Source organism: Variovorax sp. PEI5 (genome assembly GCF_056679935.1).
The window spans coordinates 19564-43604 of record NZ_CM155257.1; the positions used below are offsets into that span (position 1 = coordinate 19564).

Genomic DNA, 24041 nt, shown 5'->3' on the forward strand with positions numbered 1-24041 from the left:
GGACATCATGGAAGAAAAGAAATCACGTTTTGCACTCGCTCTTGAAGCACTCTCAAACAAAACCAAATCAGTTGCCTCAAACATCTACTTATCTCAAAGCCCAAGCAGCAACCTCTATTGTGAGAACCACATTGACCATCTGAACACCAAGCTTCACAAGCAGGGCTACAGGATTCTCAAGAACGAGATGCAGGGAGGTGAATGGATTGAGTACGGCTACCAGGTGCAGTCCTTCATTCCAAAGACTCCTACTGCCGACATGAAGAAGAAAACGATCTTCTTTACTGAATCGCCTTCACAGCTTGATAGCTGGCTTGAAAAGAATTTATCAAAGCAACTTGGATGGAGTGCCCCACAAGCACCAGAGCAGTCCAAGGAAATCAAGTTCAAGCCTGCTACACCAACTCCAACAAGAGCCAGAACAAACCAACCAACAATGAATATTTAAGGAGACATCATGGGATTCGCACAACAACTAGAAAAATTAAGCAGTCAGCCGATGGAGGAACAAAACCTTCTTGTGAAAAGCTATAACGATCTCAAGAGCTATCTGTCAGACAGAAAAGACAAAGCCATGGAAGAGAAGATTCTGAAGCATGGCATTAAAGCGATTGAGAACACAGCTTATGCCAAGGATGAAGAGATGGTGCGTTATGCCATCCATAACGAAAGATGCTTTATGGGAATGTTAGGAGTACCTACTTCCAAAATGACTGTAGCAGAAAAGCAAGAAGATAAATTTATCAAAGAATCAGCTCATCCATCTAGAGAACACTGCCAGGAAGTGATGAAGTATGTTTCTCCTGAATGCTCCTCTTACAGAGACATTGCTTTATTCACAATCTCCAATGTGAGTGGTGAAAACTACCACCATCTATCGGACAGTCTAAAGAATGACAAAGACGTGACCCTTGAAGCTGTTCACTACGCTCCATGGTTATACGAGACGCTTCCAAATAAGTTCAAAGATGACATTGATGTCACTTTTAGTGCTATGAAAGGTAAGCCTGAGGTTCTTGAATTTGCACCGGCACAGTTCAAAGACCACCAACAACTGTTACTACAAACCATACAACCTGAACATAATGATCTCACCAACACTGGCATCAAGTTCGCATCTGACCACCTGAAAAATGACAAGGCTTTTGCACTTGAATTCCTTGCTAAGTCCGGTGACTCACTTCCAGCTTTTAGCGACGCAATAAGAGCTGACAGAGAATGTGTAATGGTTGCAGTTAAAGCATTCCCACTATCTTTTGAGGATGCCTCCAAAGAACTGCGCGATGACAGAGGAGTTGCCCTTGAGGCTATCAAGAACTGCGATCCGCAGGATTGGTATCTGAAAGCTGTGCTGTCCCACGCCTCACCAGCGATACAAGCCATGGCAGGCAGTTCCAATGAAGTTGCCAACTTGACCAATGGGATTGCAACTGAGAAGTTCTCACAGTCCCTTGAACATAAGCTCGCACCGAAAGCCGAGGCACCAACAAGAAAAATGAAGATCTAAGGAATGATGATGGAGACAAAAAAAAGAACAACAATGGACAAGATTAATGACTGGTTTGACAATCAATATTTATCTGAAGGTCATGCATCTGGCTTGTTCAGTCAAGAGCATATTGATGTTTTGAACGAGAAGCTCAGACCTCACAATGTCTGGATCAACATGAAGATGCCACAAGGCGATGCCATAGACACAACATGGTATGCAGTGGAAAAGCTGAAGGTTCGTGAACCTGTCACCGGCTGGAAGAAACTTGGACGTTTTTTTAGCAATCCTGTTGAAGAAACCATGCTCAACACCAACAACACGAAGAAGCTTCAAAACTTCCTCAACTCACGCTTTTCCAAAGAGCTTGGACGACACCAGCAAACCTGCTGAGCCCGTTCGTGAGATGCCTGAGCCAACATACAAGCCCAAGCTTCAGAGCATCAAAAAGGCTCCTGTCAAAGGTCGCTTTCTGGGCATGTGATTACATGCTCATCACTGGTGCCTTCTTCATCTCCACCGCACGAGATGGAGCCACCACCTTCTCCAATATCCAATCTTTTCTCAGCTCAAGCTCTTGCTTGTGTTCCTTGAGATGGTCAAGCTGAAATTCACAAGCTTTTGAAGCTTTGGACGATGCTTGGAAGATGAAATTCTTGTCTCCCTTGAGGGCTGACAGCCAGCTTTCCAAATAGGCAGCATGGTTGTCATGCGACTTTGGATCGTGCTCCAGGCCGAGTTCCGCAGCCATAAATACAGACGACAGCTCAGCAACAAGCTCTTCCTTCGCATAGGAGTCAGAACCCTTGCCTCCTGACATGTCCCGCTTGAGTGCTGGCCCAGTAGAGTGACCGAACTCGTGGAGCAAGGTATCAAAGTAGGCAGAGGTGCTTTTGAACAGCGATGGCTCAGGCATGTGCACCTTGTGCTCACTGGGGGAGTAGTAGGCCCGCCCCATCTCGCTATGGACGACTGTGAGCCCTGTACGCTCCTTCAGAGCCGCCGTTAGAAGGTTGACCTCTGTGTGGTCGACCACCTTGTTGTCACGAGCTACATGCGGCTCCATGCCTTCAATCTGACTGGCATTGAACACTGTGCCTGCATAGACCATCTTCCAGAAGCTTCGTGCCGCGCCAGGTTGAGCAGGTTCTGTGGCTCCTGTCTCCTCTCCACCATCCTTTAAGACGACGTTCACAGCCTTGAACACGGGTGTCCCCTTGGCACCTTTTTTCACTGACATCTTTGTGCCAGTTTTTTCAGCAAGCTCTTGAACGCCTTTGAAGGTCAAGAACCTTGGATCGTCAAACCCTGATGACAGCAGAGAGATGACATTCACACCCTTGTATCTCGTTCCAGTCACAGGGTTGTATGGAAGCTCATTGCATGTGAACCAAGGCTTCTCCCAATTTAGAGCTTTACTTTCCTCCATCTTGGCAACCAGCTTGTCAGTCAGTTCCTGATGATGATCTTTAACTTCGTAATCCTTATCCTTCTTCGCCCATTTTCCTTTTGTTGCCATACATGCTCCCATCGTTCATTAATCTAATTAACTTAGCAGAAATGAATAATGAGTCAATTAATTATCAAGAGATATTGACAATCACAATATCTTTGCTAATGTAGATTCATTCATAACAACAAAAAGGAGACATTATGAACATTTTAAAAGCAACAGCATTAAGTTTGGCATTGACGTTATCTGGCTTCGCCTTCGCTGGTGAAACCATAGACAAATTAAAAGAAACAAAAACCATCACTTTCGGATCTAGAGACACTTCAGTGCCTTACAGCTACGCAGATGCACAAGGTCGATATGTTGGCTACAGCCAGGACTTGGGTATGGAATTCAAAAGATTCATTGAAAAGAAATACGACTTGGACTTAACAGTCAACAAGGTTTCAGTCAATGGACAAACTAGACAACCTTTGGTGGTCAACAAAGTTATCGAGTTAGAAACAGGCTCTACAAGCTACACAGAAGAAAGAGCAAAAGCAGTCAACTTCATGATTGTTGATGCTGACCCAGTTGTCCCAGCAGTGTTGTCCACAGACTCTTCAATCAAATCCTTGGAAGACTTCAAAGGCAAAACTGTTGCAGTCGTAGCAGGAACTACAGGCGAGAAAATCTTCAAGAAATTGAATGCTGAAAAGGGATGGGGCACTACTCTTGTACTTGCAAAGGACTACCCACAGGGCTATCTTTTGGTCGAGCAGGGTCGCGCAATTGGTCTTATTACCAACTCAGTGCTTTTGGCCGGAGAAATCGCTAAATTGAAAACTACTAAGTTCAAAGTCTTGAACAATGTCGTAGTTGGTGAGGCTGAGTTAATCGGCATCATGTACGGCAAACAAGACGCAGAGTTCACAGCAGACTTCAAAGAGTTTGAAGCTAAAGTTAAGTCTGATGGCACTTTGGAAAAGTTATACACCAAATGGTTTGCTCCACTTGGTTTGAAATGGACACCAGAGCAAAGAAAAGCAGTGTTAGGCAAATAAGACCAAGCACAAACAAGAAAAGCACCTACGGGTGCTTTTTTATTGTCCAAGAGATATTGCTTTTCACAATATATTTGCTATGTTGATATAACAACAAGAAGGAATATCATGGACTTTAATTTTTTATCTGAGAAAGTAGCGACTGGCGAAAATCAAACTTATCTTGATTGGGTACTCACAGGAGCCCTCACCACAGTCACAGTTTCAGGACTGGCTTTTATGCTGGCTCTCGCCCTTGGAGTGGTCATCGGTTCTCTACGAACCACCACCGGCATCAAGAAGAAGCTCGCTGACACCTACTTTGAGGTTGTCCGTTCTGTGCCGTTCTTGGCTCAGGTGTTCATTGGCTACTTCGTGCTTCCAGTCATCCTCTTCCCAGAGGCAGTGAAGACCATGAACCCAGACCATCTCATCTTCACTGTGGGGACCCTGAGCCTAGCCATCTACATGAGCAGCCGTATAGCCGCACAGGTCACAGCAGGCATACAAGCCCTACCCAGATCGCAAGCAGCCGCGTCGAAGGCTCTAGGCTTCAACCAGGTGCAGACGTACATCAGGTTCCTCGTGCCTCAAGCCCTTAGGAACATTGCCCCTAGCTTGACCAGCGAAGCGATGAACACTGTGAAGAACAGTGCAGTGATTTCTACTATCGGGTTGTTGGACTTGACCAAGCAAGCGCAAACAATCATTGACTACACAGCCAAGCCTTATGAAGCTTTCCTATGCATCTTGATTGGTTACCTCATCATCAACTTCTCAGTAAAAGGACTTGCTTACTTGATTGAGAAGAAGACAAAGCTAGCCTGATTTCTTAATCATTCACTTTAAGCACCTTCGGGGGCTTTTTTATTTCTCAAGAGATATTGCTTTTCGCAATATATTTGCTATCTTGAATAATAACAACAAGGTAGACAAACATGGAAATTATTATCAATGGATTTATAACTACAGCAACCATCACAGCAGTTGCTTTAGTTTTTGGGCTGATGCTCGGAACAGTTCTGGCAATGTGCCGAACTCTCAAGATACCTGTAGCTGACCAGCTTGCGCGAGTGTACATAGACGCTTTCCGCTCTCTGCCTTTAGTCCTCATCATCTTTGGCTTCTATCTGGTTGCACCAGGCATCGTCAAAACAATGTTTGGCATCAATGGTGACATCCGCATGGCATGTGCCTTGATTGCCTTCAGTTTGTTTGAGGCTGCTTACTTCGCTGAGATTCTTCGCTCAGGCTTCAATGCCATACCCAAGAATCAGCTTGCAGCCTGCAAGTCCAATGGCTTTACAACACTTCAAAGCTATCGCTATGTGTTGATTCCACAAGCTATCAAGAACAGTCTTCCAGTTCTAGTCACTCAATCCATCATTCTTTTCCAAGACACAGCACTTGTGTATGTCATAGGTTTGACCGACTTCTTTGGGTCAATGGTCAAGACTGGTGAAATGAACGGGAACATGCCAGGAATGATTTTGGCAGGCAGTGCCGTCTATTTGGTGCTTTGTGTAGCTCTTCAAAGAGTTGCCAACAGATTGCAAAGAGGTGCGGTATGAACTTAGACAAGCACCTAGAGAAGTTAGGTTACGACCTTCATAAGCTCCCACCAGAACATTTAGCCGTAGTCATTGACGTAATGACAAATCTAACATTCAACGAAAGAGTTCAGCCAGTCATTATCATGGTTAGAGAGCTTGACCTGAGCCTTAGAGAAACAGAGCTATTGATAGAAAAAATTAAGAATATTGCACAGTGCAGTTTCGACAGAAAACAACAACAAAAGGAAGAAAAATGATTCAATTAAACAATGTCAGCAAGAGCTACGGAGATTCACAAGTTCTCAGCAACGTGAATCTCACGATTAAAAAAGGGGATGTGGTTGTTATTTGCGGGCCTTCAGGCTCAGGCAAGTCCACTCTCATCAAGACCATCAACGGCTTGGAGCCAATCAACAACGGCAACATCTTCTTGGAGGGAATGGATACCGCTCTCATGGAGCCAGTGAGCCTGCACAAGACCGTAGGCATGGTGTTCCAGGACTTCGCACTATTTGCCAACATGACAGTGCTGGACAACCTTGTAGGCCCTCAGGTGCACGTGCATGGCATAGACCGTGAAGACGCAACTCTCAAGGCGAAGGTTCAGCTTGCAGCGGTAGGCATGAGAGATCACGCCGACAAGTACCCAAGCCAGCTCTCAGGCGGCCAGCAGCAGCGTGTAGCCATTGCAAGAGCCTTGGTGGTCAACCCTGACTATCTTCTGTTTGATGAGCCAACCAGTGCCCTAGATCCTGAATCCGTTCAAGACATCTTGGACATCATGACCGACCTAGCCGTAAACAAAAAGATGACTCTGGTTGTAGTGACTCATGAAATGGGATTCGCCAAGCAGGTTGCCAACAGGATTGTCTTCATGGCTGACGGAAAGATTGTGGAAGAAGCGAAGTCTGATGAATTCTTCGCAAGTCCAAAGTCTCCACGAGCACAAGCATTTCTATCAAAAATAATCAGATAAGGAGACAACCATGATTGAATACAGCGTAAGACAAATAAGCTTTTTATCAAGCGACGAATACAACCCTGCAAAGCTTCAAGCCATTGCCAAACATTTTCAGATTGGAAACTCAAGAGCTTGCTTGTTCTGTCTTCAATATGTTTATGGTTTGGAGAGCTACAAAGGTCCGAAGTGGACAGCAGAAGAGCCAAAGACAGTGAAATCAGTGTTCCTGCCCTTCCAACCTCAACAGTTGGTCAAGGCAGAATCTATGGCAAAAAGTCTGGGCATCAACCTAGGAGAGCTTTGCAAGAGAGCAATCTATGAAACAAGTAAACAATTGGAAGAAGGAAAACTTGATCCCTACCATCCAAGAGTCACAAAGTTCTTTCAATGAAAAAAGCCAGCGAGATGCTGGCTTTCCTACATTCCAAAATTTTAAAGCTCATATCTTCACTGACTTGCTTTCTTTCTTCTCGCTCAATGTCTCAATGAGCTTTCTTTGAAGCTCCCAAGCCGCATAGACATCCTTCGTGTCTTCATCTGCATAGTCCATCACTTGCTCGCCACACTTGAGCATGGATAACAGGTCATCAAGGTTCAGGTTCTCCATGTAGATCCTCATGAGAGTCTCACAGTGGTTACGAAGCTGGCTGTAGTCCCACTGGGCTTTAACACTGGTGCCCTCGTTCCAGTAGTCTGACTCAGGAGCATCACCACCCACCGTCTCTACATACTGGTTCCATCCAGCTTCAGCCAAAGCTTCATCATTGATTGCGTCCAAGCATTCTTGAACACTAAAGCCCGTAAAAACCATATCTAAGTAATCATCAAACATCTGTTGTCTCCTATTGTTGTGTTTATTTTAACATATATGGATTGATATTCAATTCAATCACGCTATATTGATAATAATATTCATATTAAAACAACAAGGGGACATCATGAATAAACAAATTACCGACATGGAATCAGCAGCTCAGGGCATAGCAAACGATTTACTTATTAATCCTCATTCTGTTGAGGTTGCCTTTGTTCAGCACATCCTTTTTCTTATCCATAAAAGGGAAATGAAGGAAATCAGCTTCAAAGAATTCGTTGCCTTCACTTCAGTATGTTCATTCACCACAAAGATTGCCATAGAGAAGTCTGAAGCGAAGCCTAACCACATCCATTAAAAAAGCCCCCGAAGGGGCTTAGATGCCAGACAGGTATGCCTTGGGCTTCTTGTCTTCTGTGTCCATGGCTTGATTCCATGCTGGATAGCCAGTTGTGCTGACCCCCAGACTTGCCAGCTTCTCAGCCACAGGGCTTTTCTCCCTCATGGCATAGGCATAGAGGTTTGGAGGTGTGAGAGGCTCAGGCACTCCAGTTCTTGCCACAAGCTTTTGGTCATTCAGATCCACGCCGTTCTTGGCAAAGATTTCCATGAGCCTTCCAGCATTGGGCAAGTTCGTGATGACGACCGACTTTGGAATGGATGTGAAGTGTTCACCTACGGCACTGGTGACAGGCATGCCACCCTTCAAGAACAGATCCACCACGAGTTCATCACCCCGTTTGGCAGCTTCGTAGAACTTATAGAAGTCCCACTGGATACCCATATTTGCAAGCTCTACCCGAGGGTTTGAGGACTTGCCAGCTTGGATGTCTGTGAGCTTGTCATTGATTGCCTGAGTCTGCCTTTCAAGGTTCAGCATGTTCGCTTGAAGTGCACGAGCATCAGGAGACTTTGCAGCAACGAACCCACCCTCATTTGCATGCTTGCTTGAAGCCACCGCACCCACCGAGAAGGCGACAGCACAGACACCAGCACAAAAGACCATACTTGAAGGAATCACACGGTTTGGAGGAACCTTCAGCACCTTCATGATGGCAAGCACCACAAAGAACAATACGACTGCACCAGCCACAAAGTTGATGTATGGAAAATATGGACGAAGGAAGTCCATGATGGGAAGCAGTGTTCCTGTAGCAATGAACATTGTGGCATTGATGGGAGCCAAGTGATCTGTCACGATAGTCCCATGCTTGACATAGGTTGCTGTTTTCATTTCCACACCACCCCAGAGCTTTCTTTAATTTCTGCCACCAACGAATCAGCCAAAGACAATGTGATGTACTTTGACAGGTTTACTTGGGTGCCGAAAGTCTCAGCATAGACATATGCCGAACCTTTGCTATTGCCGAGTGCTGGAGTGTGGATGGTTCCGATGTTTTGAATATCTGAGAACGGCAGATTCTTGCCTTTGATGACCAGCCCTTTGTTTGGAACTACCACAAGCTTGCTAGACGAATTTGCAATCATGTAGCAACCAATGCCAAAGGTTATGAGAGTCAAGGCCAACCAGACAGGCACGGACATGAAATCACGTCCTGAGCCGAACAACATGGCAACTGGCAAGGTCACTGCACACGATGCTGGCAGCATCGCAAAAACGATGAGCATGCCCACACCCGCAGCCGTTCTTGGGTTCAGCCGCTTTGATTTGAATGACAGCTCAAACGAACCATCAGGGTTCATTGTTTTTTGATAGCTTTTCTTGAAACTGCTTTCCATGTCGTCCTCGCATTGTTGATGCACCTCCACCCAGGAAGTGCTGAACGAACTTTAACGCAGACTAGACGGATCGGGTAGACAATCATCCCGTTTCGTCCTTCTACCCGATGGGTTGAGACGCGACCATCTTTGACTAGGTGGTGCACATGGACAAAGACAGGGAATCAGCATTGGCGGTGAAGGTAGGCAAGGCGATTGCAGACCGCAGGAAAGCCGTGCCAATGACTCAAGAGGAGCTTGGAACTACTCTCAACCTTGGGATTGAGGCAATCTCTCGCATGGAGAGGGGTTCAATCATGCCGAGCATTCCAAGGCTTGTAGAAGTAGCTGAAGCCTTGGGTTGTCCTGTTCAGGACTTACTTCTTATCAGCTCTGACAGAAGCACTGAGCAAGCAATGATTCTTGCCCAAAAAATAAATCCACTATCTGCACAAGACCGTGAACAAGTCTTGGAGATAGTGGATCGTTTGGTTTCAATGCTCAAGCCTCGCTGACTTCCTGCACTTCCTTTTTGCTGGCATTGTGTTTGGCTACCAGACCAACAAACAAGTTTTCTACAGCTTGCAATACTTCTTTGAGCAAGATTTCATTTTTGATGAAGTAGTGGACTCCGACATCACTACGAGCATGTTTGAGGATGTAGTCAATTTCACGATCACCGTACTTGACTCCGTTATTGTTCAGTGAAGACACTGCACTAGCCCAAGTTCTCTTCAGGTCATGGGTACTAACAAAGACGGCACCTCTTTCAGTCAGTTGATGAAAATGGTGCTTGGTGTCTTTGGGGATATGACCAGTCTTCGATTCAGGATAATCCCAAACCCAGTTGCTTGATTTTGGATTGTTGGCCTTTCTTCTTTCCAAGATTTCAAAAGCAATGTCTGACAGGGGCATGGTGTAGTCATCACCATTCTTTGTCTTTTCATATGTCACTTGCTTCTTTTTAAGGTTCACCATGTCCCACGTCATGTTGACCATTTCAATACTTCGGCCAGCTTGCAAGATTGAATATTGCATGTAGTCGGCTGCTACTTCATTGACTGCACGATAATCTAAAATTGCATTCCACCAAGTGCCAAAGACTTCTACATCAGTAAAGTCAACAACTCTTGTTCTGACTCCGACAGCTTTCCATTTCTTGTAAATTGTTAAGATCTTGAATGGGTTGTCCAACATTTCTTGTTTGTTGGTTTGATGATAGTTTCTAGGGATAAACCATTCAAATGCACTCATGGCAAATTTGTAGGCAATTTGATGAGTTCTAACCATTGGCTTCAAAACTCCACCAATCAATCTCAATGGTCGAGTAATTTCCATCACTTCAAAGCGTTCAAGAATTTCTTTGGTAGTGATTGAGCGAAGAGGGCGGTCAAGCCAACTTTCAAGATTAACAAGCTTGCCTTCACTCCAAGTCTTTTTCTTTTCGTTATAGATAAGTGTTTGGCATTGCCTAGCCCCCATCATCTTGAAACATTCATCCATTGATGAAAGTGTTCCTTCAGAGCCTCCATTGTTCTTGATGAGTTGTTCTTTTTTGTATTCATCAAACAACCATTGAAGAGTCTGCTTGTCGTTGGATTCTTCTTTTTTCTGTTCTTCAACGATGGCTCTTTTCTCAGTCTTGACCGCCTTTTTTTGCTGGTTCACGTCGACCCCGTGAGCCAGTTGGGCGATGAAGTCCTGAGCTAGCTTCCGAGCAGCCTCTAGGGTGAGTGAGCCGAACTTGCCAAGGGTGACTTTCTTGGGTGTCCCATGGGGCATCCGCTTGACGACGATGAAGGTCTTGGACTGGCTCCCCACACGGATTCCGAAGCCAGGCGTGACGGTGTCCATGACGATGCTTTGCTTGCCATCCGTGGATAGAGGCAGATTTTTGATGAGTTCCAGAGTGATTTTTGCAGCCATGGTGATCCTTTTTGTGGACTCACTTTAACGCGCGAGGCGTATTTAGGCTACGCATAGGCTACGGCACAACGATGCTCAACACACCTCAATGCGCCCCATCAATGCTAGAATCTCGAATCAGATCAACGGCTTAGCTCTGTAGCCTAGGATTTCTCCTCTGTAGCCTAGCCTAGGGAGAGAGGGACTCATAATCCTTTGGTCGTTGGTTCAAGTCCAACACGGCCTACCAAGGTTGGAGATGCAATGAAAATGAAGTTTCTTGAAATCATCGGATTTCGCGTGCTATAATTCAAAGCTCAGCGGCTGTAGCTCAGTTGGATAGAGTACTTGGCTACGAACCAAGGGGTCGTGGGTTCAATTCCTGCCAGCCGCACCATACGGATAGCCCCGGAACAGCAATGTTCCGGGGCTTTTTCCTTTGCGAAAACGATCTTTCGCAGTCCGTCGCGATCCTGGCGTCACGACGATCGACCACCGACGAAAAAAGGGCTCCTTCTTGCGAAGGAGCCCTTTGGGTCGGGTCAGATGCACATCGAGGAGCCGAGTCGCCGGACGGGTCCGCGACTCGGCGCCATCGAGTGGATCCGCGATCGGCCGTCATGGCCGACTTCGATGCTCAGTTGATGTTGGCCAGCCCGGCGTGGAATGGTTTGCCCGGCACCTTGAAGGTACCGCCATATTCGTAGGCCGCGCCATTGAGCAATTGACATCCACCCTTGGCTGGTGCGCAGACCTTCGACGAATCGTTGGTATGCCAGATGATCGGGCCGTAGAGGAAGTTGTGGATGCCCTTGCCGGCATAGTCGGCGATGCTCACGATGTAGCTCTCGGTGCCATGGTTCTCGTTGTCTTCCGTGGCGATGGGGTCGATCACGCGGCTCTCCTGGAAGGTACGGGCCACCGAGCCGGAGTTAAAGCCGCTGTCGAAGCGCACCCACTGGATCTTGCGATCGCCCCGCGACGTGACGAGCAGTTCCTTCTGCGGCGTGTTGGGATACAGGTTCCTGAGCGCCGAGTTGTTGCCCGTGGCGTGATCCTTCACGTAACCGATGTTGGTCGGGTTGCGACCGACGTCGACCGAGAACTTCTCGGAGATGTCCGAGGGCGAACCGCCACCGGCCTGGTTGAGATAGCCCGAGCCAAGGTCGAACACGCGCAGCTTGCCTTCCTGGGTGGCGATGAATGCGCGGTGCGGTGCTTCCAGGCTGACCTTGACGGCGGTCGGGCGGTTGGCCAGGTCGACGACCTTGATCACGCTGGGCTTCTGCGCCGGAGCGGCATCGAAGGTGTAGGGCCACTGGCCGCCACCGTCACCACGATTGGCGATCATCGAATTGAAACCCGACTGCGACTGCGTGAAGTACTGCTGCCTGTAATAGTTGAACAGCGGGCGCAGATCGACGAAGGCGGCGCGTTTCTCCGACTTGGAGATCACCACGGCCATGCCGGCACGGGCATAGGTGTTGGACAGGTCGCCATTGGCGAAGCGTGCGCGGACGTTCTGGTTGTCCAGATCGGTGTCCCAGAAGCTCTGCACCTTCTCGTAGTCCCAGCGCGACACGCCGGTGGAGGCCGAGATCTCGGTGGGCGCCTTCAGGGAGTCGGGCAGGTCGACGAAGCCGATCAGCTTGGCGTAGTTGTAGTTGCCCAGGCCCGGAGCGCCCGGGTAGGTGCGCTTCCAGTTGCCCCAGTTGGCATACCAGGCGCCGCCTTCGTTGCCCGGGCTGCAGCCCTGGCAGCCGTCGCCCAGCGCCAGCACGGCGATCTGGCCGCGCATCGCGGCGGTGTCCCAGACCGTGACCAGCGCGAACTCGCCGCTGTTGGTGATCGTGAGGGCCGTGGGCACCTTGCCCGCGGGCAACTTCGTGTTGAAGAGGTTGCGCGAAGTATTGCTGCCCACCCCGACGATGCGTCCGTCGGCATACACCGCCAGCGAGTTGGTGCACCAGCCGCCGCGGCCGTAGCACTTGGCCAGAGCGACCGGCTTTTCCAGAGTGAACGAGTTCTTGTAGATGTCGATGTTGGCATCGATCGCGCCGCCATCGTTGGCCGGACCGTTGTAGGTGGTCCAGCTGGGTTCGGGCTCGACCGCGTTCACGTTGTGACCGATGTTGAGCACCTGAAGCGAGCCCACGGCCGGAGCATAGGACTTCCTGTAGAAGCTCGAATCCGGATTGCTGTCCGCGATGTAGGCGAAATTCAGGATGTTGGAGCTGTAGTCGCCCCAGAAATATTCCAGCGGGCCGCCGATCTGCCAGGTGCCGCACCAGCTGGTCCAGCCGCAGCCGCGGTTGCCCTGGCCGTTGGGGTTCTGGATCGAGATCATGTTCATCGACTGACTCTGGCGCTTGGCATACGTCGGCAGGCCACCCTGGTTGGCCGTACCGTATTCGGCCGACGACGGGCCATAGCGATAGGCGATCGCGGCGTCCGTTCCCATCTTCTGGGCCATGGCCTGGTACTCGGCGTTGGAGACGGCGCCATTGACCACGACATCGCCCGACACCGCCGTCACCGTGCCATTGCTGGCGACGGGCGTGGGGGAGGAGCCGGAGTCCACGTTGGATGTCGGCGTGGTGGGCGTGGTGGGCGTGGCGGTGGTGGGCGATGTCGCCGTCGTCGTCGACCCGGTGTAGCAGCCCTTCACGACACCCCAGATCGGATCGCCGAAGATGTCGTCGCTGCAGATGTACGTGCCCGCTGCCAGCGATTTCTGCGTGAAGGTGCCATTGGCGCCATAGCTCACCGTGGTCGTGCCGTTGAGACGGAAGGTGCCGGGCTGCATGCTGAGCAACGTCATGCTGCTGCCACTGCTCGCCGGTGTCGCACTGCTGCTGGCAGCCGAGGTGTAGCAGGCCTTGACGACGCCCCAGATCGGATCGCCAAAGAATCCGTCATCGCAGACGTAGGTGCCAGCGGTCAGACTTTTCTGGTTGAACTTGCCGTTCGCGCCGTACTGAACTGTCGTTGTTGCGTTGAGCCTGAATGTTCCGTTCTGGTTGCTCAGCAGGGTGCTTTGTGCCTGCGCTGACAGCGACACCAGCGAGAGGGTGAAAACTGCTGCAGTCAGATGCACACACTTTAATACTTTCGACACTTAAGCGTCCTCTTGTTAGACAGAAAAGGAGTTTTTACGCGGGCTTTGTCCTACGTTCAACTCGTTTTTGTCCGACAAAGTAATAAGCGATCGATGAAGTAACGAAGGCGAGCCTTGATCATGTGGATGTGAAAGAGTTCCTCAAATACTGATCAATTTGAAAAATGTTGCGATGCAACAACACGCTCCTCCTATAAAGCTCATATCAAAAAGTTCTTTAGCGGGGTGATCGACACCCGTGCACCAGCAAGGCGCAGTTCTGAGACAAGTAGGTTTGGAAACACTTTTCTGTGAAATAGGAGACGGCCGGATGGGCTTCGATCGCGCCGTCGAGCATCGATTCGGTGGAAGCCGAAGAGAGCGGTGACCGATGAACATCACGAAGAACCTGCGGTTCTCCCCGCGCGTGGGAGACGGCGGCATCATCGAGATGATTTCGATTTTCTGGAGCAGGGCACGATGAACAAGGCATTCACGAAGGAAACCGATGCGACCGAGGAGGACGATGGCGTCGACATTGCGCCCTCGCCGATGCCCAGCGGCTCCAAGAACTACATCACGCCCGAGGGCTTCGCGCGCTTGCGCGACGAACTGCTCGCACTGATGGATGTCGAGCGACCCCAGGTCGTGGAGGCGGTGCACTGGGCCGCGAAGAACGGCGATCGTTCGGAGAACGGCGACTATCTGTATGGCAAGAAGCGCTTGCGCGAGATCGACCGGCGCATCCGTTTCCTGGGCAAACGGCTCGAGATCGCCGAGGTCACTGATCCCTCGGTGCATCACGGCAGCGATCAGATCTTCTTCGGCGCCACCGTGCGCTATGCCGACGAGATGGGCGAGGAAAAAAGCGTGACGATCCTGGGGGTCGACGAAGCCGACAGCGCCCGTGCCCAGGTCAGCTGGATCTCGCCGGTCGCCCGCTCGTTGTTGAAGGCACGTGAGGGCGATGTCGTGAAGCTGACGACGCCGGGCGGCAGCCACGAGATCGAAATCCTGGCCGTCAGCTACCCGGCACCGGGCCAGACGGCCGCTGGCACCTGAGCCTCACCGGAGTCCGTGAGAAGTCGGGGCAGGGACAGGCGGAGGGATCTCAGTTCGCCGGTACGACGCGCGCGGCCGTCAGGACCGAGGTGGTGCGTCGGACCGCGCGCAGGACGGTCTCCAGATGCGCGTGATCGCGCACGGCGATGACGAAGCGCAGATCCAGCAGTTCCTGCGGCGTCTCGTCCGCCATCTCCACGTGCGTGATGTCGGCTTCCGCTTCGGTGAGGGTCGATGCCACGCGCGCGAGCATGCCCTTGTCGTTGCGGACCGTCGCCAGGATGCGGGTCTCGAATGTACGTACCGGCTCGTCGCTCCATTCGACCGCGAAGAACCGCTCGCTGTCCTTGTAGCGCAGTCGCTGGCCGACGCCGCAGGCCTCGGTGTGCACCACCAGACCCTCGCCATGGCCCAGGTAGCCGACGATGGCGTCGCCAGGAATGGGCCGGCAACACAATGCGAACCGGACCGACGAGTTCTCGCTGCCATCGAGGGTGACGGCGCCTTGCGAGACCGTCTCGTGAGCCGTGAATCGCTCACGGCTGAGCATCAAGGCATCGGGCTTCTCACCCCGTTCGGCCAGGAGCGCCATCAAGCGCTTGGCGACGATGCTGGCCACGCGCTTGCCCAGGCCGATGTCGATCAGCAATTCGGAGCGGGTGCGGCTTCCAGTGAAGCGCAGGAGCTTGTCCCAGATGGGCTGGTGTTCGCCATCGTCGGCCGGCAGCCGACCCAGACCTTCGGCGCGCAGGGCCTGAGCCAGCAGCTTCTCGCCCAGGCCTTCGGATTCGGCATGTGCCAGCGTTTTCAGGTAGTGGCGGATCTTGGAACGCGCCCGACCCGTGCGCACGAACCCGAGCCAGGCCGGGTTGGGCGTCGAGACCGGCGCCGTGATGACCTCCACCACATCGCCGTTCTTCAATTCCGTCCGCAGGGGTACCTGATCGCCATTGATGCGCGCGGCCGAGGTGTGGTCGCCGATGTTGCTGTGGATGGCATAGGCGAAGTCGACCACCGTCGCACCGCGCGGCAAGGCCATGATCTGGCTCTTGGGCGTGAAGACGTAGACGGCATCGGGGAAGAGGTCGACCTTCACGTGGTCCCAGAACTCCGTCGCATCCCGGGTCTCGTCCTGGATGTCCAGGAGCGACTGCAGCCACTTGGTGCCCAGCCGATCGTTGTTGGCCGCGTTCGGATCGACTGCCTTGTAGAGCCAGTGGGCCGCCACGCCCGACTCCGCCACCACGTGCATGGCCTCGGTGCGCAGCTGGAACTCGACGTTCACGCTCGCAGGTCCCACGAGCGTGGTGTGAAGCGACTGGTAGCCGTTGAGCTTGGCGATCGCGATGTGGTCCTTGAACTTGCCCGGCAGGGGCTTGTACATCTGGTGGAGGATGCCCAATCCGGTGTAGCAGCTGATCACGTTGGGCACGATCAGGCGGAAGCCGTAGATGTCGGTCACCTGCGCGAAGCTCAGGTGCTTGTCCTCCATCTTGCGGTAGATCGAATAGAGCGTCTTCTCGCGGCCTGCGATACGGACATTCACCTGAGCCTCGCCGAACGCGGCCTCGACCTCGCGCTGCACCTTCTGGATCAGATCGCGTCGCCGGCCGCGCGCCTTGGCGACGGCCTTCGAGAGCACCGAATGGCGCCAGGGCCGCAGATGGCGGAACGACAGTTCCTGGAGCTCCCGATAGGTCTGGTTGAGGCCAAGACGATAGGCGATGGGCGCATAGATCTCCAGCGTCTCGCTCGAGATGCGCGTCCACTTCTCGCGCGGCGCATCCGACAGCGTCCGCATGTTGTGGGTGCGATCGGCCAGCTTGATCAGGATGACGCGCACGTCGCGTGCCATGGCCAGCAGCATCTTGCGGAACGACTCGGCCTGGTTTTCCTCCCGGGTGTCGAACTGGAGCTTGTCGAGCTTGGTGAGGCCATCCACGAGTTCGGCGACCGGGGCCCCGAAGCGCTCGATGAGCTCGGACTTGGTGACGCCGCAATCCTCGATCGCATCGTGCAGCAGGGCCGCCATGAGCGCCTGGGCGTCGAGCTTCCATTCGGCGCACTGGGCCGCCACGGCGATCGGATGGGTGATGTAGGGCTCACCGCTGTTGCGCAGCTGGCCGAGATGGGCCTCGTCGGCGAACCGATAGGCACGGCGCACCATCTCCGTGTCGTTCGAATTCAGATAGTCGAGCCGGGCCGTGAGCGCGGCGAAGCTCGCCGCGGCGGCGTTCAGAGCCGCAGGGCTCGGTCTGGGTGCGTCATCGGACGCTTCTGACAGGGACTTCACAACCGCACTCATGTCTTGCACTTTAGCGTGGGCTGCCACGTGCCGCGCCCGGACGTAAAAAAAGCACCGCCAGGCGGTGCTTCTTTATGACATGACGCATCGGCCTCAGCCGGGCACCTTCTTGAGCATCTCGATGCCGATCTTGCCATCGGCGATCTCGCGCAGGGCGGTCACCGCCGGCTTGTTCTTGCTCTCGATCTTGGGCGCATGGCCCTGGCTGAGCATCCGCGCCCGGTAGGTCGCGGCCAGCACGAGCTGAAAACGGTTGGGGATCTGCTCGAGGCAGTCTTCGACGGTGATGCGGGCCATGGGGTCTTCTTTCGAAAAAAATCGTTGAGCGAGGACGTTCAGGGAATGTTCAATGCCGAGAAGGTGTCGGCACGCGCGCGGCGCTGGGCTGAATAGCGAAGGCGCTGCGCGTGGACGATGGCTTTCAGATCGAAGAGCGCGCGCTCAAATAGCTCATTGATTATAACGAAGTCGAATTCCGACGCGCGTGCCATCTCGTCGGCCGCATTGCCCAAACGCAATTGGATGACCTCGGCGCTGTCCTCGCCCCGACGCTCCAGCCGCGAGCGGAGTTCCTCCCAGCTGGGCGGAAGGATGAAGATCAGCACGGCGTTAGAGAACGTCTTGCGGATCTGGATCGCGCCCTGAAAGTCGATCTCGAGGATGACGTCCGCTCCGAGCGCGACGCGCTCCTCGATGGCCTTCTTCGAGGTGCCATAGCGCTGCCCATGGACATGGGCCCATTCCAGGAACACGTCGGATTCGACCATCGCGTCGAATTCGGGTTGCGAGACGAAGAAGTACTCGCGGCCATGCTTCTCCTGCCCGCGCGGCGCGCGCGTGGTGTGCGAGACGGAGGGCTGTACCGCCGAGTCGAGCTGCATCAATGCCTTGACCAGACTCGATTTGCCCGCGCCGCTGGGAGCGGCGACCACGAAGAGATTGCCAGGGTAGTCCATGCCTGCCTTCACTCGATGTTCTGGACTTGTTCGCGCATCTGCTCGATCAAGACCTTCATGTCGACGCCGATGTGGGTCAGGTCGAGGGCGGCGGACTTGGAGCCCAGCGTGTTGGCTTCGCGATGCAGTTCCTGGATCAGGAAATCCAGCCGCTTGCCGACCTCGCCACCCTTGTGCAGCAGGCGCTCGATCTCGTCGAGGTGCGAACCCAGGCGCGCGAGTTCCTCGGCGACGTCGATGCGGATGGCGAAGGCCGTGGCTTCGGTCAGCGCACGATCCTGGGCAGCCTCGGGCAGCGTGCCGCCGGTGAGGCCCATGGCTTCCTGCCAGCGCTCCAGGAACCGGGTGCGCTGCTGCTCGACCAGCCTCGGAACGAGCGGAGTGGCCTGGGCGGTGAGCTCTCGCAGCCTGACGAGATGGCTGCGCAGCATGTCGGCGAGCCGGGCTCCTTCGCGTTCGCGCGCGGCCACCAGGCTTTCCAGCGTCTGGCGCGTCACTTCGATCAGCTCGGCGCCCGCATCGACGCGGATCGTCGCGTCACCGCTGGCGGCCAGGCGGAGCACGTCGGCCACGCTCAGCTCGCGCGCCGTCGGCAGCCAGGCGCGGATGTTGTCCTGCACGCCGTTGAGGCGTTGCAGGAGACGCGTGGAAGGCTCTGCGACACCGCCCGGCGCCAGGCTCTCGAGCGATGCGCGCAGCTCGACCTTGCCGCGTCGCAGACGCGAGGACAGCAGCTCGCGCAGGGCGCCTTCGTGCTGACGCAGTTCCTCGGGAAGCTTGAATGTCAGATCCAGGAAGCGGCTGTTGACCGATCGGATCTCGACACCCAGGCGGCCAACGATCGGGGGCCGGGACTCGGCTTCCGGCTGGTTGGCAACGGGCCCGTTCTGGCCGTTGGCATAGCCGGTCATGCTGTAAACTGACATCTCGCCTCACTGTGATTTGTAGCCTGCGCCGGGGCGGCGGCACCACTGCCCTCGGATTGCCCTTCGGCGAAACTCCCGGATTATGTCAAAGGTCAAACCTTCGCCCCTGCTGCCGGAAACGGCCATCGGCGATTACCGCATCGTGCGTCGGTTGTCGGCGGGAGGATTCGGCGTCGTCTACCTGGCGGTCGACCGAGAAGGTCAGCAAGTGGCGATCAAGGAGTATCTGCCGGCGTCGCTCGCCACGCGCGGCATCGGCGAACTCGCCCCGCAGGTGCCGCCGGAGAAGCTCTCGCTCTATCGCCTGGGCCTCAAGAGCTTCTTCGAGGAAGGTCGTTCGCTGGCGCAGATCTCCCATGCCTCGGTCGTGAGCGTGCTGAACTTCTTCCGCGAGAACGAGACCGTCTACATGGTCATGAATTACCTGGAAGGCGCGACGCTGCAGGACTTCATCGTCACCGCGCGCGACCTGCGCAAGCAGAAGGTGTTTCGCGAGTCCACCATCCGCTCGCTGTTCGACGAGATCCTGCGCGGGTTGCGCATCGTGCACCAGCACAAGATGCTGCACCTCGACATCAAGCCCGCGAACGTGTTCGTGACCGACGACGACCGCGCCGTGATGATCGACTTCGGCGCCGCCCGCGAGGTGCTGTCCAAGGAAGGCAATTTCATCCGTCCGATGTACACGCCCGGCTTCGCGGCGCCGGAGATGTACCGCCGCGACTCCTCGATGGGGCCGTGGACCGACATCTATGCGATCGGCGCCTGCATGTACGCCTGCATGCAGGGCTATCCGCCGAACGACGCGCCCCAGCGGATCGAGAAGGACCGGCTGAGCCTGTCGCTCTCGCGGCTGCGCGGCATCTATTCGGACAACCTGATCGAAGTCGTCGAGTGGTGCATGTCGCTCGATCCGATGTCACGTCCGCAGTCGGTCTTCGCGCTCCAGAAGGAGCTCAGCCGCGATGGCGAGCGCCGCTACAGCAAGCTGACGGTCGGAGAGAAGATGCGCCTGTCGATCGACAACATGCGCTCGCTCGACAAGAAGAGCCTGCCCAAGACACCCGCGCCCACGACGCAACCGCCATGAAGTTCTCCGTCTTCCAGGTCACCCGTCGCGGCGGGCGTGTCAAGAACGAGGACCGCATGGGATATTGCTACACGCGCGAATCGGGACTGTTCCTGCTCGCCGATGGCATGGGCGGACATCCGGAGGGCGAAGTGGCCGCGCAGATGGCGCTGCAGACCATCGCCGCGCTGTTCCAGCGCGAGGCCCGGCCGGTGCTCAAGGATGTGACCTCCTTCCTGGCCTCGGCCACCATGACGGCGCACCAGCAGATCATGCGCTATGCGGGCAACCGCGGCATGCTCGACACGCCGCGCACCACGCTCGTGGCGGCGGTCATCCAGAATGGTCATGCGACCTGGCTCCATTGCGGCGATTCACGGCTCTACGTGGTGCGCGATGGCGTGATGCTCAAGCGCACGCGCGACCATTCGCATGCCGAGCGCCCGCGTCCGGGCAGTTCGCCCGACCAGATCAACCGCAACCTTCTGCTGACGTGCCTGGGTTCCCCCACGCCGCCGGTGTTCGACATCTCGGCGCCGATGCCGCTGCTGCATGGCGATCGCATCATGCTGTGCTCGGATGGCGTCTGGGGCGTGCTCGACGATGCGCTCATCGTGCATACGTTGTCCTCGGGCAAGCCGGTCTCGGACGCCGCGCCGGATCTGGCGGAGATGGCCCTGCGCCGGGGTGGGGTGCGCAGCGACAACGTCACGCTGGTCGCCATCGAGTGGGAGACTTCGGGGACGGCCGGTATCGCCGGCGCCGCGCGCGGCATCTCCACCGACAGCATCAACGACGGCGTCTTCGCCTCCACCATCCAGGCCGGCATTCCCGCCGACCACGAGCTCGACGACCTCGACGAGGACACCATCGAGCGCTCCATTGCGGAGATCAATGAGGCCATCCGTCGCTCGGCGGCGCGCAAGGCCTGAGCCGCCGCGGCCGTCTCCTTCCTGTTTTCTGTTTCCTGTTCCTCCTGCTTCCACCATGACCGATTTCATCCGCAGCGGCCAGCGTGCCGCCGATCAGCTGCGCCCCGTGCGCATCACCCGGGGTTTCACCATCCACGCCGAAGGCTCGGTCCTGATCGAGTTCGGTGCCACGCGCGTGCTGTGCACCGCATCGGTCGAGGAGAAGGTGCCGCCGCACAAGAAGGGCAGCGGGGAGGGCTGGGTGACGGCCGAATACGGCATGCTGCCGCGCGCCACCCACACCCGGGGCAGCCGCGAGGCCGCCAAGGGCAAGCAGAGCGGTCGCACGCAGGAGATCCAGCGCCTCATCGGCCGCTCCATGCGCGCCGTGTTCGACCTGGCCGCCCTGGGCGAACGCACCATCCACCTCGACTGCGACGTGCTGCAGGCCGATGGCGGCACCCGCACCGCGGCCATCACCGGTGCCTTCGTGGCGGCCCAGGACGCCGTCTCCAAGTTGCTCGCGGCCGGTCTGATCCCGGTGTCGCCCATCCGCCAGCCGGTGGCGGCCGTCTCGGTGGGCATCGTCGATGGCACGCCCCTGCTCGATCTCGAATATGTCGAGGATTCGGCCTGCGACACCGACATGAACGTCGTCATGACCGGCGCCGGCGATTTCGTCGAGGTGCAGGGCACGGCCGAGGGCGCCGCGTTCACGCGCGCCGAGATGGACGCGCTGCTCGACCTGGCGGCCAAGGGCATCGGCGAACTCGTCGAACTGCAGCGTCAGGCGCTGGCGGCCTGAACGGCACGCGGATCCCGCCATGAAGCTCGTCCTCGCCTCCAACAATGCCGGCAAGCTCGCCGAGCTGCAACCGCTCCTGGCGCCACTGGGCTTCGAGCTGGTGCGGCAGTCCGACCTGGGCGTGGGCGAGGCCGCCGAGCCCTTCCGCACCTTCGTCGAGAACGCGCTGGCGAAGGCGCGCCATGCCTCGGCCGCCACCGGCCTGCCGGCCATCGCCGACGACGCCGGACTGTGCGTCGATGCCTTCGGCGGCCTGCCCGGCGTCGACACCGCATACTACGCGACGCGCTTCGGCTATGCGAAGGGCGATGCCAACAACGTCCGGGCATTGCTCGAGCAGATGGCCGGCATCGACAACCGCCGCGCCGCGCTGGTGAGCACCCTGGTCGCATTGCGCCGCGCCGACGATCCGGAACCCCTGGTGGCCGTCGGCCGGGCCGCCGGCGAGATCACGCGCGAGCCCGTCGGCACCAACGGATTCGGCTTCGATCCGGTGATGTTCCTGCCGGCCTTCGGCTGCACCTTCGCGCAGTTGTCGCCCGAGATCAAGAACGCCAACAGCCATCGCGGCCAGGCCGCGCGCGCCATGGTCGAACTCATGCGCGGCGCCTGGCGCATGCGCTGAGCCGTCGTTCCAGGATGGGCCTTCCATGAGCATTCCGATCCAGCGCCTGGATGGTGCCGACGCCGGCGGCGACGAGGCCGGCGGCGCGACGCATGCCAACGACGTGCTGCACCTCATGCGGCCCGGCCCCCTGCAGCTCGCCGCCCTGCCGCCGCTGTCGCTCTACGTGCACCTGCCGTGGTGCCTGCGCAAGTGTCCGTATTGCGACTTCAATTCGCACGAGTGGCGCGGCGGACCCGGCGGCGACACGCTGGCCATTCCCGAAGCGCGCTACCTCGATGCGCTGGTGGCCGATCTCGATGCCGCGCTGCCGCTCATCTGGGGCCGCACGGTGCACACGATCTTCATCGGCGGCGGCACGCCCAGCCTGTTCTCGCCGGCGGCGATCGACCGGCTGCTCGGCGACCTGCGCGCGCGCCTGAAGCTGGCGCCCGACTGCGAGATCACACTGGAGGCCAACCCCGGCACCTTCGAGCGCGACCGCTTCCGCGCCTTCCGCGCCGCCGGCGTCACGCGGCTGTCGGTGGGCGTGCAGAGCTTCAACGACACGCACCTGGCGGCGCTCGGGCGCGTGCACGACGGCGCGCAGGCGATCGCGGCGATCGAGGAGGCGGCGAGCGCGTTCGAGACCTTCAACCTCGATCTCATGTACGCGCTGCCCGGCCAGACGCCCGCGCAGCTCGAGGCCGATCTCGACCAGGCCCTGGCGCTGGCGCCACCGCACCTGTCGATCTATCACCTGACCATCGAGCCCAACACGTATTTCGCCAAGCACCCGCCGGTCGTGCCCGAGGACGACACGGCCTACGACATGCTCGACCGCATCACCGAACGCACCGGCGCGCAGGGCCTGTCGCGCTACGAGGTCTCGGCCTATGCGCGCGACGGGCACCGCTGCGCGCACAACCTGAACTACTGGCAGTTCGGCGACTACCTGGGCATCGGCGCCGGCGCGCACAGCAAGCTGAGCTTCGCGCATCGCGTGGTGCGCCAGGTGCGCCTGCGCGATCCGTCGCGCTACATGGCGGGTGCGCTCGCCGGCGCGGCCGTCGCGCGCAGCGAGGACGTGGCGCTGGCCGACCTGCCGTTCGAATTCATGCTCAACGCCTTGCGCCTGAAGGAGGGTTTCACACTGGCGCAATTCGGCGAGCGCACGGGCCTCTCGATCGCCGCCATCCAGCGCCCGCTGGAGGAGGCCGAGCACAAGGGCCTGCTCGCGCGCGACCTGTGGCATGCCTGGCCGACCGAGCGCGGTCTCGATTTCCTGAGCGACCTCCAGGCGCTGTTCCTGCCCGAATAGGGCGGACCTCGCAGCCGGCTTCGTCCGCGACGGCGCGAGGCCCCGCTAGAATCGCCGGCTGCCTCCACC

General features: G+C 56.0%; 27 protein-coding genes and 1 tRNA gene. 18 read left to right on the plus strand and 10 right to left on the minus strand.

Annotated features, from left to right (window positions below; genetic code table 11):
* Positions 1-7 precede the first annotated feature (7 nt).
* Genes AC1MLT_RS00115 through AC1MLT_RS00125 form a run of 3 tightly spaced genes read left to right on the plus strand, consistent with a single transcriptional unit; the run spans position 8 to position 1882 of the window.
* A complete protein-coding gene (locus AC1MLT_RS00115) occupies positions 8-448 on the plus strand; it encodes a hypothetical protein (RefSeq protein ID WP_481033287.1) in 441 nt (146 codons plus the stop codon).
* Between the two features lie 9 nt (positions 449-457).
* Positions 458-1507, plus strand: a complete 1050-nt coding sequence (locus AC1MLT_RS00120) for a DUF4116 domain-containing protein (protein ID WP_481033288.1) — start codon at positions 458-460, stop codon at positions 1505-1507.
* Positions 1508-1540: 33 nt separating this feature from the next.
* Entirely contained in the window at positions 1541-1882 is a 342-nt protein-coding gene (locus AC1MLT_RS00125) for a hypothetical protein (RefSeq protein WP_481033289.1), read from the plus strand.
* Between the two features lie 91 nt (positions 1883-1973).
* Here AC1MLT_RS00125 and AC1MLT_RS00130 read toward each other — a convergent pair whose 3' ends face one another.
* Complete coding sequence (locus tag AC1MLT_RS00130; RefSeq protein ID WP_481033290.1) at positions 1974-3008, minus strand: ArdC family protein; 1035 nt, start codon at positions 3006-3008, stop codon at positions 1974-1976.
* A 134-nt stretch (positions 3009-3142) separates the two neighbouring features.
* Here AC1MLT_RS00130 and AC1MLT_RS00135 point away from each other — a divergent pair, with 134 nt between their 5' ends.
* From AC1MLT_RS00135 to AC1MLT_RS00160, 6 genes are all read left to right on the plus strand, one after another.
* The gene (locus tag AC1MLT_RS00135; protein WP_481033291.1) at positions 3143-3985 is read left to right on the plus strand and encodes a transporter substrate-binding domain-containing protein; all 843 of its coding nucleotides are present in this window, start codon (positions 3143-3145) and stop codon (positions 3983-3985) included.
* A gap of 108 nt (positions 3986-4093) precedes the next feature.
* Positions 4094-4792, plus strand: coding sequence for an amino acid ABC transporter permease (locus AC1MLT_RS00140; RefSeq protein ID WP_162588364.1), 699 nt, complete (start codon positions 4094-4096; stop codon positions 4790-4792).
* A 110-nt stretch (positions 4793-4902) separates the two neighbouring features.
* A complete protein-coding gene (locus tag AC1MLT_RS00145) occupies positions 4903-5535 on the plus strand; it encodes an amino acid ABC transporter permease (protein WP_162588363.1) in 633 nt (210 codons plus the stop codon).
* Positions 5532-5774 (plus strand): hypothetical protein, encoded by a 243-nt coding sequence (locus AC1MLT_RS00150; protein WP_481033292.1) that lies wholly within the window; start codon positions 5532-5534, stop codon positions 5772-5774. The genes AC1MLT_RS00145 and AC1MLT_RS00150 overlap by 4 nt, the downstream gene beginning before the upstream one ends.
* A complete protein-coding gene (locus AC1MLT_RS00155; protein ID WP_481033293.1) occupies positions 5771-6493 on the plus strand; it encodes an amino acid ABC transporter ATP-binding protein in 723 nt (240 codons plus the stop codon). The genes AC1MLT_RS00150 and AC1MLT_RS00155 overlap by 4 nt, the downstream gene beginning before the upstream one ends.
* Positions 6494-6503: 10 nt before the next feature.
* Positions 6504-6869: a hypothetical protein gene (locus tag AC1MLT_RS00160; RefSeq protein WP_162588360.1), complete on the plus strand. Its 366-nt coding sequence runs from the start codon at positions 6504-6506 to the stop codon at positions 6867-6869.
* 48 nt (positions 6870-6917) lie between these two features.
* Here AC1MLT_RS00160 and AC1MLT_RS00165 read toward each other — a convergent pair whose 3' ends face one another.
* Positions 6918-7310, minus strand: coding sequence for a hypothetical protein (locus AC1MLT_RS00165; protein WP_481033294.1), 393 nt, complete (start codon positions 7308-7310; stop codon positions 6918-6920).
* Positions 7311-7416: 106 nt separating this feature from the next.
* Here AC1MLT_RS00165 and AC1MLT_RS00170 point away from each other — a divergent pair, with 106 nt between their 5' ends.
* Complete coding sequence (locus tag AC1MLT_RS00170) at positions 7417-7650, plus strand: hypothetical protein (RefSeq protein ID WP_481033295.1); 234 nt, start codon at positions 7417-7419, stop codon at positions 7648-7650.
* A gap of 18 nt (positions 7651-7668) precedes the next feature.
* Here AC1MLT_RS00170 and AC1MLT_RS00175 read toward each other — a convergent pair whose 3' ends face one another.
* Complete coding sequence (locus tag AC1MLT_RS00175) at positions 7669-8526, minus strand: hypothetical protein (protein WP_481033296.1); 858 nt, start codon at positions 8524-8526, stop codon at positions 7669-7671.
* A complete protein-coding gene (locus AC1MLT_RS00180; RefSeq protein WP_162588356.1) occupies positions 8523-9032 on the minus strand; it encodes a hypothetical protein in 510 nt (169 codons plus the stop codon). The genes AC1MLT_RS00175 and AC1MLT_RS00180 overlap by 4 nt, the downstream gene beginning before the upstream one ends.
* A gap of 146 nt (positions 9033-9178) precedes the next feature.
* Here AC1MLT_RS00180 and AC1MLT_RS00185 point away from each other — a divergent pair, with 146 nt between their 5' ends.
* Positions 9179-9526 (plus strand): helix-turn-helix domain-containing protein, encoded by a 348-nt coding sequence (locus AC1MLT_RS00185; protein WP_162588355.1) that lies wholly within the window; start codon positions 9179-9181, stop codon positions 9524-9526.
* Here AC1MLT_RS00185 and AC1MLT_RS00190 read toward each other — a convergent pair.
* Positions 9513-10937 carry an integrase arm-type DNA-binding domain-containing protein gene (locus AC1MLT_RS00190; RefSeq protein WP_481033297.1) on the minus strand — a complete coding sequence of 475 codons (1425 nt, stop codon included), beginning with the start codon at positions 10935-10937 and terminating at the stop codon, positions 9513-9515. The genes AC1MLT_RS00185 and AC1MLT_RS00190 overlap by 14 nt on opposite strands.
* Before the next feature lie 299 nt (positions 10938-11236).
* On the opposite strand from AC1MLT_RS00190, the gene AC1MLT_RS00195 reads away from it, so the two are divergent.
* A tRNA-Arg gene (locus AC1MLT_RS00195) sits at positions 11237-11313 on the plus strand.
* 240 nt (positions 11314-11553) lie between these two features.
* Here the strand turns inward: AC1MLT_RS00195 and AC1MLT_RS00200 are convergent.
* Positions 11554-14013: a hypothetical protein gene (locus AC1MLT_RS00200; RefSeq protein WP_481033298.1), complete on the minus strand. Its 2460-nt coding sequence runs from the start codon at positions 14011-14013 to the stop codon at positions 11554-11556.
* Between the two features lie 480 nt (positions 14014-14493).
* Here AC1MLT_RS00200 and greB point away from each other — a divergent pair, with 480 nt between their 5' ends.
* Complete coding sequence (gene greB / locus AC1MLT_RS00205) at positions 14494-15075, plus strand: transcription elongation factor GreB (protein WP_481035058.1); 582 nt, start codon at positions 14494-14496, stop codon at positions 15073-15075.
* A gap of 49 nt (positions 15076-15124) precedes the next feature.
* Here greB and AC1MLT_RS00210 read toward each other — a convergent pair whose 3' ends face one another.
* The 4 genes from AC1MLT_RS00210 to AC1MLT_RS00225 form a co-directional block, all read right to left on the minus strand.
* A complete protein-coding gene (locus AC1MLT_RS00210) occupies positions 15125-17380 on the minus strand; it encodes a RelA/SpoT family protein (RefSeq protein WP_296311074.1) in 2256 nt (751 codons plus the stop codon).
* Between the two features lie 93 nt (positions 17381-17473).
* Positions 17474-17677, minus strand: a complete 204-nt coding sequence (rpoZ, locus tag AC1MLT_RS00215) for a DNA-directed RNA polymerase subunit omega (protein WP_296311075.1) — start codon at positions 17675-17677, stop codon at positions 17474-17476.
* A 38-nt stretch (positions 17678-17715) separates the two neighbouring features.
* Complete coding sequence (gene gmk, locus AC1MLT_RS00220; protein ID WP_296311076.1) at positions 17716-18336, minus strand: guanylate kinase; 621 nt, start codon at positions 18334-18336, stop codon at positions 17716-17718.
* Positions 18337-18344: 8 nt separating this feature from the next.
* The gene (locus tag AC1MLT_RS00225; protein WP_296311077.1) at positions 18345-19262 is read right to left on the minus strand and encodes a YicC/YloC family endoribonuclease; all 918 of its coding nucleotides are present in this window, start codon (positions 19260-19262) and stop codon (positions 18345-18347) included.
* A gap of 82 nt (positions 19263-19344) precedes the next feature.
* Here AC1MLT_RS00225 and AC1MLT_RS00230 point away from each other — a divergent pair, with 82 nt between their 5' ends.
* From AC1MLT_RS00230 to hemW, 5 genes are read left to right on the plus strand one after another with little or no spacing between them, the layout of a single operon-like run.
* Complete coding sequence (locus tag AC1MLT_RS00230; RefSeq protein ID WP_481033299.1) at positions 19345-20352, plus strand: serine/threonine protein kinase; 1008 nt, start codon at positions 19345-19347, stop codon at positions 20350-20352.
* On the plus strand, positions 20349-21263 hold the full coding sequence (locus tag AC1MLT_RS00235; RefSeq protein WP_481033300.1) for a PP2C family protein-serine/threonine phosphatase: 915 nt from the start codon (positions 20349-20351) through the stop codon (positions 21261-21263). Before AC1MLT_RS00230 ends, AC1MLT_RS00235 begins: the two co-directional genes overlap by 4 nt.
* A gap of 55 nt (positions 21264-21318) precedes the next feature.
* Complete coding sequence (gene rph / locus AC1MLT_RS00240) at positions 21319-22047, plus strand: ribonuclease PH (protein ID WP_481033301.1); 729 nt, start codon at positions 21319-21321, stop codon at positions 22045-22047.
* A 19-nt stretch (positions 22048-22066) separates the two neighbouring features.
* Entirely contained in the window at positions 22067-22672 is a 606-nt protein-coding gene (rdgB, locus tag AC1MLT_RS00245) for an RdgB/HAM1 family non-canonical purine NTP pyrophosphatase (RefSeq protein WP_481033302.1), read from the plus strand.
* A gap of 25 nt (positions 22673-22697) precedes the next feature.
* On the plus strand, positions 22698-23972 hold the full coding sequence (gene hemW / locus AC1MLT_RS00250; RefSeq protein ID WP_481033303.1) for a radical SAM family heme chaperone HemW: 1275 nt from the start codon (positions 22698-22700) through the stop codon (positions 23970-23972).
* The last annotated feature ends 69 nt before the right edge of the window (positions 23973-24041 follow it).